The following is a 13,999-nucleotide window of genomic DNA, read 5'->3' on the forward strand; positions in this document are numbered from 1 at the left end:
ATTTAAAAATATTTCTTACATGCTTTAAAATAAGAATAACCTGTAATGATTGTTAAAAAAGCGGCAATCCATAAAATTATTTCCCCTACTATATCTAAATAAATAATTCCTGAACCTTTTGAGCCTAGTATCAATATCGATAAAGCAAACATTTGTAAAAACGTTTTTACCTTAGCGAGTCTCGATACAGGCACACTAACCTTTACTAAAGCTAAAAATTCCCGAAGACCGCTAACTAAAAATTCTCGTGCTAAAATTAATAGACAAGGTATCTCATCTACATTATCTTTTTTTAGCAGCATTATAATAACGCAACCTACTAGTAGCTTATCTGCTATAGGATCAAACATCTTGCCAAAGCTCGTAACTAAATTATATTTTCTTGCAATATAACCGTCAAAAAAATCTGTAATACTAGCTAAAACAAATAATAATGCTCCAAGTTTACGTGCAAGTGAATTATTTATATAAAATGCCAGTATAATAACCGGAATTACCATTATTCGAGCAATAGTTAGATAATTAGGTAAATTTTTATCTATTCTCATTAATTAAATTTATTAATATAATATTGTTGAATTATGGATAGAATATTATTCCAAGACCAATATATTAAAAGTCCCACAGGAAAACTACTAAACATAAATAAAAAAATTAGCGGCATAAATTTCATTACTTGAGCTTGCATCGGATCCGCAGGTTCAGGACTCATTTTTTGCTGTAAGAACATAGTAATAGCCATTAAAATAGGCCATGCTCCAATCATTAAAAATGACGGCGGTGAAAACGGTAATAAGCCGAATAAATTAAAAATAGTAGTAGGGTCAGGGGCAGATAAGTCTTTAATCCAGCCGTAAAACGGTGCTTGCCGCATTTCAATAGTTACATATAATACTTTATAGATAGAGAAAAATACCGGAATTTGAACAAGTATAGGCAAACAACCCGCTACCGGATTTACTTTTTCCTTTTTATATAAAGCCATTATTTCTTGATTTAAACGTGCTTTATCATCACTGTATAAATTTTTTATCCTATCGATTTCCGGCTGTAAATTTTTCATTTTTTTCATCGAACGATAAGACTTATTGGCTAAAGTAAACATCAATAGCTTAATTATAACCGTAACAATTAATATACTAACACCGAAATTACCGACATAGCCATAGAAAAAATTCATAGCGTAGAAGACTGGCTTAGTAATTATGTAAAACCAACCGAAATCAATAGCTCTATCAAATAATTTAATATCATATTGCTTTTCATATTTATCAAGTAAGTCTACTTTTTTTGCTCCAGCAAAAATTCTGCTTTTAATGGAAAAATTTTCGCCAGGCTTTATTATTTGTACCGGTGAAATAAAATCTACCTGGTATCTTTCAGTCCCTTGCTTAAGAGCATAATTAAAATTCGAGCTGTAATTCCTTGATTTATCAGGAATCAAGGAAGATAACCAATATTTATCGGTAATTCCTATCCAGTCAACCTTACTTGCTGCAAATTTTTCACTTTTCTTATCTTTAATATCATCATACGAATATTCTTTAAGATTCTCGTCTATACAACCTATAGGTCCTTGATGCAGTATATTTACCGCTTTTTCCACTGCGGTATATTTACGATTTATTAAACCATATGATTGGATTGGAAGCTCTTTATCGCTATTATTAACGATAGTTTGCTCTATAGTAAATAAATAGTTTTCATCGACAGTAATAGTAACTAAAAATTTAACTCCATCTTCATTAACCCAAAATAAATTAACAGGTTTTTCAGGGCTTAATATTTCACTATCACTATTCCATATAGTATCGTTGTTGGGGAGTTTTACACTAGATAAATTACTAACTAAACCAATTTCAGCAAAATAGGCATTTTCTGTATTAGCCGGTGAAAATAATCTCACTTCAGGACTATTGTTAGATAAATCTTGCTTATATTTCTTTAATATTAAATCATCAAATCTAAGTCCTTTTAGTGAAATAGAACCTGTGAGTGATTCAGATTCTATTTTAATACGCTGTACCCCGCTTTCTTCTTGAACAACAATATCAGTCGCAGGTTCTACTAAAGCTTTTAACTGTTGTTTCTTTAAATTTTCTGCTTTCTGCACTGCTATTTGCTGTTGCTGTTTTTTTTGTTCAGGTTTTACAACAAAATATTGCCAACCGAAAATTATACTTAAAGACAGTATAATAGCGGCTATTAAATTAATTATATTATTATTCATTCCTAGGTCTTAAATTTTCATATTTTTAAAGCTTTAAGTTTTAAAGCATTTAGAGAAAATAATCAAGTAGTATATATACTTCTTTTCTTTCAAAAGTAGTGAATATCCAAGATGAAGGGTGGCTTCCATCTTGGATACAAATTTAACTTCAGATATATTATACCACTCCTACATTCTGAAATATTTTTAATTTAAATTCAGGAAGTATAGAAATTAAATGTTCAGAAATATTATCTTGTATATTTTCATAACCTACTAAATTCACTTCTTTAACAAAGATATATATTTCTATAGGCAACCCATTAATCGTAGGTTCAAGCTGTCTTACTAGAAAAGTAAATCCTTCGGTATAAACTGCTGGATTATTCTTTAGATATTCCTGAATATATAATTTGAATAGTTTAATGTTGGTTAAATCTTTCTCTTCTTTATCAAGAGTTATTTTATCTATTACATCCTTTGATATATAAGGAGATTTTTTTAGTTCTTTTAAAATAGTAGCATCACAGAAGTTAATAGTTGCCATATTAATATTAAATACTCTCTTTACCCTTCTTGCTCCTGATTCACTAATTCCTCTATAATTAGTTACATTAGAATTTAAAATACTGTAAGTAGGAACTGTAGAAATAGATTGGTCAAAATTCCTAATTGTTACTACGGAAATAGTAATTTTTTCAACTGTTCCTTCAATTTCGCCTATACGTACCCAGTCTCCAATATTAATAATTTCTTGAGTAGTTAGTTGCAAGCTTGCAAGTAACCCTAAAACGGTATCTTTGAAAACAAATGTTAAAAGAGCTGCTGCCGCACCTAAACTTGTTAAGAATGTACTAAGCGAAATATTTAATATATATGAAATAGTTACCATTGCTGCAATAACTATGACAATAATTTTTAATATTTGAAAATATAAGCTAAGCGGTGCATTTTTTGTAACGGCCTTGATCCTATTGTTATACAAATCTGCAAAAGCATCTATAAGCGTTAATAATAACATCGTCACGGATATACCAGTATATAAGATTACTATAGTATCTTTGATTCCAAGTAACACATGTGCTTTAAAAGAAGTAGGATGAAAAACATTTCCCCAACCTATAAAGTAAAGTGCTAATAAAGTGTGTAATAAATAACGAAATATAGGATATTTTTTTAGTATCCTTTCATAATCATCATAATGATGTCTAGTTAAATAATTTTTTACAGGAATAAAAATTAATCTTTTAATTAGAAATATCACCGGTATAAGAGATACTAACATAACAAACAATAATACTAACTCAGTACTTGAGGTATGATATAGATCCATTAAATATTGCATATTTTACCTATCATTATTATTATAAATATAAATCTTTTTTATTATTACTAAGAATTTTATTTTTATCAATAATTTTAACTCAAAAGAACTTGGTATTGCTAAGCAAATATAGATACTGTCATTGCGAAGCCACGAAGTGGCTGTGGCAATTCATAAAAATAATAAAAAACTCGATTACTTCGTCAATTACTTAGGTCGTGCCTCCGTATTGCAGTTTAGAGTAAATAGTCTATAATCCTCAAACAGTAATAAGAGAGAATTATAGTTAAGGAGTTATGGCAAAAATAGATGTTAAGTGTAGATATTGTAACAACACAGAAGAAGTAATAAAGTCAGGATATTCAATTTCAAAACAACAGAGATATCAATGCAAGCGGTGTAATCGATATTTTCAATTGGAGTATATTAATAATGCATCTAAGCCTGGAGTTAAGGAGCAAATAGTAGAAATGTCAATCAACGGCTCTGGAGTTAGAGATACAGTAAGAGTATTAAAAGTGGGTATCAATACAGTTATCCGTGTTTTAAAAAAATCTAGTATTAAAAACAATAAATCATTCTATCAGTACAACAAAAGTAATTATTGCTCCTGAGATAGATGAACAATGGTCTTATGTACAGAATAAATCCAGACAACGATGGCTTTGGTATGCCTTGGATAAGATTTCGTTAAAAGTAGTTGCTTATACGTTTGGTACAAGATGTGATAGCACATTAGAATCATTACTGAAAAAACTAGAGAATTTCAAGGTGACTTTTTACTATACAGATGGATGGGGGAGTTATGCTAGGTTATTAGACCCTAAAAAGCATATTATCAGTAAAAAATACACTCAACGGATAGAACGAAGTAACTTGAACCTTAGAACGAGATGCAAGAGGCTTGCACGTAAGACAATCTGCTTTTCCAAGTCATTGGATATTCATGATAAGGTTATTGGTACTCTTATTGAACGTATAGCTTTTTAATAGGCGTAACTGCAATATGGAGGCATGACCATTACTTACATAATTTTTCCGTAACTCAGACGTTAAATGAATTAAATAACTTATTATGACATTTCCTAATATCAATCCAATTATTTTCTCTATAGGTCCACTTGCTATCTCTTGGTATTCTCTTTCATATGTAGTAGGAATTTTGCTAGGTTGGTTCTATGCAAACAAAATTATAGAAAAATTTAAGCCTCAAATTACTAAAAAAAATCTAGAAGATTTCATTACTTATGCCGTTATAGGCATAATAGTCGGAGGTCGCCTCGGTTATGTTTTACTATATAACCCTTTGAAATATTTTTCAAATCCAATAGAAATTTTAAAAACCTATGAAGGTGGAATGTCGTTTCACGGTGCTACTATAGGAATGACTATCGCCGCTTATTTGTTTTGCCGAAAATATAAAGTGAATTTTTTAAGCCTCACGGATATTATAGCGCCTGTAGTACCTATCGGGTTGTTTTTAGGCAGAATCGCCAATTTTATTAACGGTGAATTATATGGACGCATTACAACTTCTTCTTTCGGGATAATTTTTCCAAATAGCGATTTACAGTCCCGTCATCCTAGTCAGCTATATGAAGCTTTTTTTGAAGGGTTAATATTATTTTGTATATTAGCATACTCAGTATTTAAACGTGGAACTCTTAAAAAGCAAGGCTTAAACTCAGGGCTATATTTAATATTTTATTCTCTTTTCCGTATAATTGTTGAGATGTTTAGAGAACCTGACGTGCAGATCGGGTTTATTTTAGATAGCTTAACTATGGGACAGATTTTATCTATACCGATGTTGCTTTTAGGGATTTATTTAATATGTCAGTCGAATCGAAAATAAGGCAGTTAATTGATCAAACCGGATATATTACTTGCGATGTTCTCATGCAGGAAGTATTACAATCAAATCCTACTTCCTATTATCAGCAAGTAAAATCGTTGGCTAGCGAAGGTGACTTTGTTACAGCTCCTGAAATTTCGCAGCTATTCGGTGAAATTATCGGTTTATGGTGTATCAAAGAGTGGCAAAGAATCGGTTGCCCAAAAAGTCTTAGTTTGGTTGAGCTTGGTCCCGGTCGAGGTCTATTAATGCGTGATTTACTACGCACTGCAAAATTAGTACCGGAATTTTACAAAGCTTTATCAATTGAACTAATAGAAATTAATCAAAATTTTATTGCTCATCAAAAGGCTAATTTACAAGATATTAATTTACCGATTAGCCATCAATCATTTGTAGAAGATATACCCAAAAAACCTACTATAATAATAGCTAATGAATTCTTTGATGCTATGCCGATAAAGCAATATATTAAAGTCAAGGAATTATGGTATGAAAAAACATTTGTAGTGCAACCGGTAGACGGAAGAATTAAATATGACAAAATAAGCATTAATAAGCAATTACAAGAATATTTACTACGAACTCATATTGAGGCAAAAGATGGAGCAGTACTTGAAGAATCTTATAACTCAATAGAAATTATAAAATTTATAGCACAGCATCTAAAAAAACTAAGCGGCAGCTGCTTAATAATAGATTACGGCTATGATCTAGCTCCGGGTAACAGAACTAGATATCAGTATAATCCAACATTACAAGCGGTTAAAAACCATAAATATTGCCCCATCCTTGAAAATCTTGGAGAAGCTGATTTATCGGCACATGTGGATTTTTATACATTAAAAACAGTAGCTAAAAATAGTAAAATAAATGTAATAGATACAATATCGCAACGAGATTTTTTAATAGAAAACGGAATCTTATTACGCAAGCAAACATTGCAAGACAAGCTTAGCGAGGAGCAAGCAAGAATAATAGAAAAACAAGTAGAAAGATTAATATCACCGAAACAAATGGGAACATTATTTAAAGTATTACAGATAACGAATTAATTCATTATTTTCCAATGGGAACATATTTACATATAAATTCAAAAGGACTCTCTTTGGCACAAGGAGTTAGTTTTATTTTATTATTCAGGAAGCCGCTAACATTCAAAATCTTATCCACATCAAACTGATAATCTTTATGTGGTACTTCCCAATTTGTGATATGTTGTAACGCACGAGATTTTGCTTCTTGTTCACTTTTTGCTACAACAAAAATATTTTTATGAAGCTCTGTAAATTGTTTGCTATCATATCCTCCCAAATTAATAAAATATAACTTGGCTTGATTATTATTAGGTTCAAAGTCAACAATTTCAATGCTATATCCATCAGCCCAAGTTAGTACACCCCAGGCATCTAAATGCAAACTTTCTAGAGAACCCCACCAACTTTTTTTTAAATAATCATAAGTATCCTCAATAGTTTCGGCTATAACTAATCTAATATCATGCAATTCTATTAAAGCTCCGCTACAAGAACCCCCTATGTAAATAACAAATAAGTTTTTCATTACACACCGTGGCGTTCTGCAATTAAACTTTTTATTTTACCGATAGCTTTAGCAGGATTTAAGCCTTTCGGGCAGGTCTTAGTACAATTCATAATCGTATGGCAACGATAAAGCTTGAACGGATCTTCTAAATCTTCAAGACGTTCGCCGGTATGATCATCCCTTGAATCGGCAATCCATCTATATGCTTGTAGTAAAATCGCAGGACCTAAATATTTATCACCGTTCCACCAATAGCTAGGGCAGGAAGTAGAACAGCAAGCACATAATATACACTCATATAAACCGTCAAGCTTTTCTCGGTCTTTAATCGACTGTAACCTTTCAGAGTTTGAAGGGGTAGGGCTATCGGTTTTGAGCCAAGGTTCTATAGATTCGTATTGTGCATAAAAATGCGACATATCAGGTACTAAGTCTTTCACTACTTTCATATGAGGAAGCGGATAGATTTTGATATCGCCTGATATCTCTTCTATCGGTTTTATGCAAGCTAAAGTATTTGTACCGTCAATATTCATGGAACAACTACCGCAAATTCCCTCTCGACAAGAACGCCTGAACGTTAGAGTCGAATCGATTTCGTTTTTGATTTTAATTAAAGCATCTAAAACCATTGGTCCGGTTTTGCTTAAATCTATCTCAAAACTATCGATAGTAGGATTCTCATCAAGATCAGGGTCATACCTATAAATTTTTACCTTTCTAGGTTTAAGCATTTCCTCTTGTTCTTTATGCTCTTTTCCTTTTTTTACTACTGAATTTGGCGGTAATCTTAACTCTGCCATTTAAGTACTCTCTTAAAATTTATTTTTAGGACTATATAAAATAATTAGCTAATTCACAATTTTTCATACCATTAACAAAATCTTTGATTTTTAATTTTAGTTGAATGTTATTACCGGGATGTTTAATTGAATCTTTAGGGATTGTTTTACTTAAAGAGCCATTCCCCCCTTTTCGTTGAATTACAATATAATTACCTATTATAATATTACCCTTATTTATAAAAATAATATCATAATTTAGAGCTTTTAGAACATCTTTCATTACATATATACGCATTAGTTTTTCCTCTCTCGGATATAAAACTAATAACTCTCTTGCAGTTTCATTTGAGAATGACCATTTAACCATTTCTTTTGCAATAGGCTGAAAAATTAATAACACCCTTTCTTGTTCTTCAAATGGAATTAAATTTGACTTAATATTTCTCGATTTGTTAATTATCAAATTTTGTAGATAATCTAAACAATTTAAGTTAAATGTTTTGCAAAAATTACTTATAGATGCTCTTGTAAGTTGATTATAGGCTATTGCCTGCTTATATGCCTTAATACTAACATCTATGTTATAACCGCAGCTAAAATTCATTTTAACATCAGATTTTTCTGCATATATTCCTGTGCTAATAGCATGTGAAAAATTGCCTTCTATTTTAAAAACATCTCTAATCTTATCTATTATATCAATATGTTCACTGATACTATTTTTAAAAAGAGTTTCTACATTTTTACCTATATATGCGTTTCCATTATCCATTAAACTGCTATTATTGAGTCATATATATTTGCTATTATTTGTGGAATTACTGAATTACCTAACTGCCTATAACCCTTTAATCCATCTGCAACATAATGATCTTGGGGGAAACCCATTAAATATTTACATTCATTGATTGATAATCTTCTTATCTTGTCATTTATATAATAAAGACCGGTTCTAGCACCAACACCGCCACCAAAAGCCGATAAAGTTATTGAATGACCGAAAGGGCTGTAAATCCTTTCACCTTGACCGCCTTTATTAACTTGACCAATCCTAATTGGCTTTAATTGCTTTTCAACCGGTGTTTTATCTAAAACAATATCATCTCTATTAATATATAAACTTTTATCAACTTCCTTTTCTAAAATATCATTGAGAAAAATCCTTTTATAAGACTCTTCCGGTTTTACATATTTGAGTGTATATTCACTGCTAAAGTCTTTTCGTAAACAAACAAAATAAACTCTTTCTCTTGCTTGCGGTACTCCAAATAATGAAGCATTTAACACATTTCTATATACTTTATAGCCAATCTCATCTAATTTTTGGTCTATAGTTTCAATTACGCTACCATTATTAATAGTCAGAATATTTTTAACATTCTCAAGTAATAATATATAGGGTTTGTGATATTGTGCTATTCTGATTATTTCATAAAAAAGTCTGCCATTATTATCTCCTATACCAAGCCTCTTACCTGAAATGCTAAAAGATTGGCAAGGAAAACCAGCACATAAAATATCATGTTTAGGGATTTTGTTTTCTGATATTTCAGTAATATCACCATGCGGTTTATCACCAAAATTTCTTTTATATGCTTCTTGTACGTCTTTGTCTATATCAGAAGAAAAAACACATTCAAGCCCCTTTGTTTCCAAGGCTTTTCTAAAGCCCCCGATACCGCAAAATAAATCTATAAACTTATACATAAATTATACTATTAAACTTAGGAAGCGGAATTTTCTTTTTTAGCCTTACTTGTTTTTGCTTTTTCAGGTGATTTTTCTTTATCTACCTTTATAATAGATGAATCATTAAAAGGAAATTTGTTTTCCTCTTCTGAATCTAAAGCTCTACCGCTAAGTAAATTTTTAATTTGCTGACCGGATAATGTCTCATATTCAATCAAAGCATTAGCCAGTGTATGAAGTTGATCTATATGTTTTGTTAAAATATCTTTTGCAAATTCATATCCTTGTGTAATAATCTTTTTAACTTCGGCATCAATTAACTCTGCAGTGGCTTCCGAGGTTTCATTACTTCCTTGTCTACCATACATATCGTCACTGCTTGAACCGTGGAATATCGGTCCTATTAAATCGCTTAAACCTGCTTTTGTAACCATCGCTCTTGCAATATTAGTTGCACCTTTTATATCCGATGAAGCTCCTGAGGTAACTTTATTTCTACCGAAAATAATTTCCTCTGCTACTCTTCCTGCCATATAAACTGCTATAGATGATTCCATCTGTTCACGATTCTGAGAATATTCATCAGTTTCAGGAAGTCTTTGCACCATTCCAAGAGCATTACCGCGCGGTATAATTGTAGCCTTATGAATAGGCGATGCTGCAGGACAATAAAGCCCGACTAACGCATGTCCTCCTTCATGATACGCAGTTAATCTTTTTTCTTTCTCCGACATTGCAATAGAACGACGTGCAACTCCCATCAGCACCTTATCTTTTGCCTCTTCCATGTCGTGCATATCTACTTCTTTCTTACCAAGCCTTGCAGCGATAAGAGCAGCCTCATTAACTAAGTTAGCAAGTTCAGCACCGGAAAAGCCCGGGGTACCACGAGCAATAATTCGTGCTAGTACCGTACTATTATATTTAATTTTCTTTAAATGTACTTTTAGAATTTGTTCACGACCGTTTATATCAGGGTTTGCAACGGCAATTTGACGATCAAACCTACCGGGACGCAATAATGCACGGTCAAGTACGTCAGGACGGTTAGTAGCTGCAATGATCACAACTCCCTCATTTGCTTCAAAGCCGTCCATTTCGACTAACATTTGGTTTAAGGTTTGCTCACGTTCATCATTACCGCCGCCCATACCGATACCTCTATGGCGACCTACCGCATCAATTTCATCGATAAAGATAATACAAGGAGCATTACGTTTACCCTGTTCAAACATGTCACGCACACGGCTTGCACCAACGCCTACAAACATTTCAACAAAATCAGAGCCGGATATGCTAAAAAACGGAACATTAGCCTCACCTGCAATTGCTTTAGCAAGAAGGGTCTTTCCTGTTCCAGGAGGCCCTATAAGTAAGCAGCCTTTCGGTATTTTACCCCCAAGCTTTTGGAACTTGCTTGGATCTCTTAAGAAATCTACTATTTCAGTTAATTCTTCTTTTGCTTCATCGATACCCGCTACATCTTTAAAGGTAATTTTTGGTCCTTTATCTGATAGCAACCTAGCTTTCGATTTTCCAAACCCCATGGCTTTCCCGCCTCCATGCATTTGACGCATGAAAAAAACCCAAACACCTATCAATAAAAGCATAGGAAACCAAGAAATTAAAAAGCCTAAAAAGGTATTCATTCTTGTTTCAAGAGGCACCACTTCAATATTAACGTCATTACTAGTAAGACGATTTACTAAATCAGGATAATCAGGAGCATAAGTGTTAAAAGAAGAGCCGTCATTTGAAGTGCCTTCAATTACTCTACCTTGAATTTTTACCGAATTAACGGTCTTTTCATCAACTCGTGTTAAAAAATCCGAGAAAGTTATATTATTTCTTCCGCCAAGTAAACCGTCAGATTGGAAAACATTAAAAAGTAATATTACAAAAACAAAAAGTGCTGCCCAAGCTAAAATACTTCTACCTTGATTATTCATCGATATAAAACCTAATAAAAATTTTTATCGGTATTAGAGGCGTTGTTGCATGGATCGTTTTTTTCATCATTACGAGAAAAAATTGCAAGTTTTGATGAAGCAATCCAGTAAAAAACACTAATTTATAGCATTTTTTTAATTTTTTATGGATTGCCGCACAGCCTATGGCTGCTCGCAATGACGATTTGGTATCCATGCAACAAAGCTAAATACCGGTGTTAGCAAAAATGGGTGAAACGAGATACAAAATTTGGAGCAAAAGATACTTCAAAGTTCCACATGTCGTTATCATAATATGATATATGTGGTATTGCTATAACTTTTTCAAGTATTTTAATGATAGGTAAGGTAAATAAAATTGCATTGTGGTTTTTGCAGGATAGATTTTTCAAAGGTTCTAGATCTAATTGTTTCTTTATCATTTTATAATCTTCTAACGATAGATGAGTTACAAAACAATTTGGAGTTTCTTGATTTCTTGTGATGCAAAATCTATTATCCCAAATAACGGATTTATCCAATAATATTTTACTTTCAGGTAATTTTTTGCTGAATTCCCTGTATATAAGTAACTCGTTTTGTATACGATTAATTACACAGCCATGAAGGGTATTCTTAAAGTTTACGTCTTGAGTAATTAATTTCAAAATAGGTTCTACCGAATAAAAACGAGCTGCTCTAGATTGTCCGCTAATTATTATCAGTAAAAAATTAATTATTTGTACTTTCACCTCATTTGAAAACTTATCAAATTTAACTAAATCAAGAAAAGCAAAGCCATATTCAAAAATTTTGACTGCTTCGGCTATTGCTGATATTAACTCCGGTTTAAATTTATTATCCAGTAAATCATTAATTTTAAGCTGTTGTAAGATTATATCGGCTTTAATATAATCTTCGCCTTTAGCTAATTTTTGCCTAATAATATTTCGTCTATATTTATCAGATGAATTTGACTCATCTTCAAACCACTTTATATTATGACTGACTAAATACTCTACTAATTCACTTTTTGGAATATTATATAGCGGTCTAATTATTTGTATATTATTATACCAATTAATATTACTGCTACTAAGTCCAAATATACCGCTATTACGTTCTAATCTTAAACAAAAATTTTCTACGTAATCATCTTCATGGTGAGCAGTTAAAAGTACTAATATATCGAGTTCTAGACATAGATTTGTCATCAAATCATAGCGTCCTTCTCTTGCTCTTTCTTGTAAATTGGAAAAATTATTTTGGTGATCAAAAGATAAACTATAATGTTTACGATTTAGACTATTACTGATATTTTGGATATAATGGGTCTCTTGCTTCGACTGTTCCCGTAAGTTATGATCAACCGATATAACAGATAATTCTATATTATTTTTTTCTGCCCAAATATTAGCGAGATAAAGAAGTGCTACCGAATCGCTCCCACCGGAGACTGCAACCGCTATTTTAGATAAACCAAAATTACCTATTAGATTATTGATATTATACTCAAATTTTTCATATAGCATAGTTGAAAAATATTAGTATTGTAAAGTGTTTGGATATTGTGGTCAAACGTAGTAGTATGTCATTCCTGCGAAAGCAGGAATCCAGAAAAAAGTATAAATACAGCAAATTTTTGAAATTAAAAGCTCGATTTATGCTGGATTCCCGCCTACGCGGGAATGACATCGAGTAGATTTTTCGATCCATGCAACAACACCGAAACGAAGCGACGTAGCAATCCAGAAAAATAATTAAAAAAATATCTGTAAATCAGAATTTTTAACTAGATTGCCGCAGGAACGATGTTCGTTCGCAATGACGATAGAAAAAATTTATGCTGACTCAGCTAAATCTACTGAAGTTTCAGTCTTTTGTTCGCGTAAATAATCTTGTGCTTCTGATTCTGATCTTGCAACAATAACCGTAACTATAGCATTAAGCTCCGCATGGAGTCTTATTTCAACTGTATAAATTCCGGTAGATTTAATTTGTTTATCAAGAATAATATTTGAATGAGAGATATTATAAGATACATTTTCAGATAATTTATCGGCTATTTCTTTGTTAGTAACCGAACCGAAAAGTTTACCGTCATCTGATGTTTGACGGATAAAAACTAATTTTTGATCTTTAATAAGAGCATTAATTTTTTCTACTTCTTCTCTTATTTGCTTATCTTTTGCTTCAAATTCGTGTTTTTGTTTCACTATTAGCTCTTTATTAGGCTCAGTAGCTCTAATAGCTAATTTTTGCGGTAAAAGATAATTACGACCAAATCCGTCTGCTACTTTGAGCATGTCGCCAATTTTACCTAATTTTCTTACGGGTTTTATTAATATAATTTCCATGTATTATGCCTTTATTTAGCTTGAAATACAAAAGGTAATAACGCTAAAATTCTTGCAATTTTAATAGCATTATTTAGCTTTCTTTGTTTCTTTGCACAAACATTTGTGATCCTGCTTGGTAGCATTCTACCGCCTTCAGAGACAAATTTTATTAAAAGCTCAGGATTTTTATAATCAATAACAGGTGCATTAGGCACAGAAAGAGGGCATCCTTTACGTCTTCTAAAAAACACTTTTTTAGCAGTTTTATCTCCTACCTTGCGAGTAGCTGTTTCACTAGCATTATTACTTTTTAACATTCTTTAAC

Annotated in this window: 14 protein-coding genes; 3 read left to right on the forward strand and 11 right to left on the reverse strand. The window is 31.9% G+C overall.

Going from position 1 to position 13,999, the window contains the following annotated elements:
- Window positions 1-2: 2 nt before the first annotated feature.
- The 3 genes from pgsA to ACNFN7_RS05640 form a co-directional block, all read right to left on the reverse strand.
- The gene (gene pgsA, locus ACNFN7_RS05630) at window positions 3-548 is read right to left on the reverse strand and encodes a CDP-diacylglycerol--glycerol-3-phosphate 3-phosphatidyltransferase (protein ID WP_202069581.1); all 546 of its coding nucleotides are present in this window, start codon (window positions 546-548) and stop codon (window positions 3-5) included.
- Window positions 548-2,230: a membrane protein insertase YidC gene (gene yidC / locus ACNFN7_RS05635; RefSeq protein WP_485441174.1), complete on the reverse strand. Its 1,683-nt coding sequence runs from the start codon at window positions 2,228-2,230 to the stop codon at window positions 548-550. The genes pgsA and yidC overlap by 1 nt, the downstream gene beginning before the upstream one ends.
- 157 nt (window positions 2,231-2,387) lie before the next feature.
- Window positions 2,388-3,554, reverse strand: coding sequence for a mechanosensitive ion channel family protein (locus ACNFN7_RS05640; RefSeq protein ID WP_485441175.1), 1,167 nt, complete (start codon window positions 3,552-3,554; stop codon window positions 2,388-2,390).
- Between the two features lie 275 nt (window positions 3,555-3,829).
- Between ACNFN7_RS05640 and ACNFN7_RS05645 the strand changes: the two genes are divergently transcribed.
- The 3 genes from ACNFN7_RS05645 (at window position 3,830) to ACNFN7_RS05655 (ending at window position 6,443) form a co-directional block, all read left to right on the forward strand.
- Window positions 3,830-4,523 (forward strand): IS1 family transposase gene (locus ACNFN7_RS05645; RefSeq protein WP_485440526.1). Its coding sequence is split into 2 segments (ribosomal slippage): window positions 3,830-4,116 and window positions 4,115-4,523, totalling 696 coding nucleotides; the frame shifts between segments, so codons are not numbered across the junction.
- An 85-nt stretch (window positions 4,524-4,608) separates the two neighbouring features.
- The gene (gene lgt / locus ACNFN7_RS05650) at window positions 4,609-5,388 is read left to right on the forward strand and encodes a prolipoprotein diacylglyceryl transferase (protein WP_485441176.1); all 780 of its coding nucleotides are present in this window, start codon (window positions 4,609-4,611) and stop codon (window positions 5,386-5,388) included.
- Complete coding sequence (locus tag ACNFN7_RS05655; RefSeq protein ID WP_485441177.1) at window positions 5,367-6,443, forward strand: class I SAM-dependent methyltransferase; 1,077 nt, start codon at window positions 5,367-5,369, stop codon at window positions 6,441-6,443. The genes lgt and ACNFN7_RS05655 overlap by 22 nt, the downstream gene beginning before the upstream one ends.
- Before the next feature lie 4 nt (window positions 6,444-6,447).
- On the opposite strand, the gene ACNFN7_RS05660 is transcribed toward ACNFN7_RS05655, so the two are convergent.
- From ACNFN7_RS05660 to rpsR, 8 genes are all read right to left on the reverse strand, one after another.
- Window positions 6,448-6,951: a DUF1543 domain-containing protein gene (locus ACNFN7_RS05660; protein ID WP_485441178.1), complete on the reverse strand. Its 504-nt coding sequence runs from the start codon at window positions 6,949-6,951 to the stop codon at window positions 6,448-6,450.
- Window positions 6,951-7,736, reverse strand: a complete 786-nt coding sequence (locus tag ACNFN7_RS05665) for a succinate dehydrogenase iron-sulfur subunit (protein WP_040256770.1) — start codon at window positions 7,734-7,736, stop codon at window positions 6,951-6,953. Before ACNFN7_RS05665 ends, ACNFN7_RS05660 begins: the two co-directional genes overlap by 1 nt.
- Before the next feature lie 31 nt (window positions 7,737-7,767).
- Window positions 7,768-8,490, reverse strand: coding sequence for a hypothetical protein (locus tag ACNFN7_RS05670; RefSeq protein ID WP_485441179.1), 723 nt, complete (start codon window positions 8,488-8,490; stop codon window positions 7,768-7,770).
- Window positions 8,490-9,425, reverse strand: coding sequence for a DNA cytosine methyltransferase (locus ACNFN7_RS05675; RefSeq protein ID WP_485441180.1), 936 nt, complete (start codon window positions 9,423-9,425; stop codon window positions 8,490-8,492). The genes ACNFN7_RS05670 and ACNFN7_RS05675 overlap by 1 nt, the downstream gene beginning before the upstream one ends.
- Before the next feature lie 17 nt (window positions 9,426-9,442).
- Window positions 9,443-11,356 (reverse strand): ATP-dependent zinc metalloprotease FtsH, encoded by a 1,914-nt coding sequence (ftsH, locus tag ACNFN7_RS05680; RefSeq protein ID WP_485441181.1) that lies wholly within the window; start codon window positions 11,354-11,356, stop codon window positions 9,443-9,445.
- 218 nt (window positions 11,357-11,574) lie between these two features.
- Window positions 11,575-12,867 (reverse strand): tRNA lysidine(34) synthetase TilS, encoded by a 1,293-nt coding sequence (gene tilS / locus ACNFN7_RS05685; RefSeq protein ID WP_485441182.1) that lies wholly within the window; start codon window positions 12,865-12,867, stop codon window positions 11,575-11,577.
- A gap of 309 nt (window positions 12,868-13,176) precedes the next feature.
- Window positions 13,177-13,692 carry a 50S ribosomal protein L9 gene (rplI, locus tag ACNFN7_RS05690; protein WP_485441183.1) on the reverse strand — a complete coding sequence of 172 codons (516 nt, stop codon included), beginning with the start codon at window positions 13,690-13,692 and terminating at the stop codon, window positions 13,177-13,179.
- 11 nt (window positions 13,693-13,703) lie between these two features.
- Window positions 13,704-13,991, reverse strand: coding sequence for a 30S ribosomal protein S18 (rpsR, locus tag ACNFN7_RS05695; protein WP_010420625.1), 288 nt, complete (start codon window positions 13,989-13,991; stop codon window positions 13,704-13,706).
- Between the last annotated feature and the right edge of the window lie 8 nt (window positions 13,992-13,999).

Source organism: Rickettsia sp. MAE-05, from assembly GCF_057319745.1.

What these genes read in the sequence shown, in the direction of transcription:
- pgsA (WP_202069581.1), bottom strand. Translation starts at nt 548, where the DNA reads ATGAGAATAGATAAAAATTTACCTAATTATCTAACTATTGCTCGAATA.
- yidC (WP_485441174.1), bottom strand. Translation starts at nt 2,230, where the DNA reads ATGAATAATAATATAATTAATTTAATAGCCGCTATTATACTGTCTTTA.
- ACNFN7_RS05640 (WP_485441175.1), bottom strand. Translation starts at nt 3,554, where the DNA reads ATGCAATATTTAATGGATCTATATCATACCTCAAGTACTGAGTTAGTA.
- lgt (WP_485441176.1), top strand. Translation starts at nt 4,609, where the DNA reads ATGACATTTCCTAATATCAATCCAATTATTTTCTCTATAGGTCCACTT.
- ACNFN7_RS05655 (WP_485441177.1), top strand. Translation starts at nt 5,367, where the DNA reads ATGTCAGTCGAATCGAAAATAAGGCAGTTAATTGATCAAACCGGATAT.
- ACNFN7_RS05660 (WP_485441178.1), bottom strand. Translation starts at nt 6,951, where the DNA reads ATGAAAAACTTATTTGTTATTTACATAGGGGGTTCTTGTAGCGGAGCT.
- ACNFN7_RS05665 (WP_040256770.1), bottom strand. Translation starts at nt 7,736, where the DNA reads ATGGCAGAGTTAAGATTACCGCCAAATTCAGTAGTAAAAAAAGGAAAA.
- ACNFN7_RS05670 (WP_485441179.1), bottom strand. Translation starts at nt 8,490, where the DNA reads ATGGATAATGGAAACGCATATATAGGTAAAAATGTAGAAACTCTTTTT.
- ACNFN7_RS05675 (WP_485441180.1), bottom strand. Translation starts at nt 9,425, where the DNA reads ATGTATAAGTTTATAGATTTATTTTGCGGTATCGGGGGCTTTAGAAAA.
- ftsH (WP_485441181.1), bottom strand. Translation starts at nt 11,356, where the DNA reads ATGAATAATCAAGGTAGAAGTATTTTAGCTTGGGCAGCACTTTTTGTT.
- tilS (WP_485441182.1), bottom strand. Translation starts at nt 12,867, where the DNA reads ATGCTATATGAAAAATTTGAGTATAATATCAATAATCTAATAGGTAAT.
- rplI (WP_485441183.1), bottom strand. Translation starts at nt 13,692, where the DNA reads ATGGAAATTATATTAATAAAACCCGTAAGAAAATTAGGTAAAATTGGC.
- rpsR (WP_010420625.1), bottom strand. Translation starts at nt 13,991, where the DNA reads ATGTTAAAAAGTAATAATGCTAGTGAAACAGCTACTCGCAAGGTAGGA.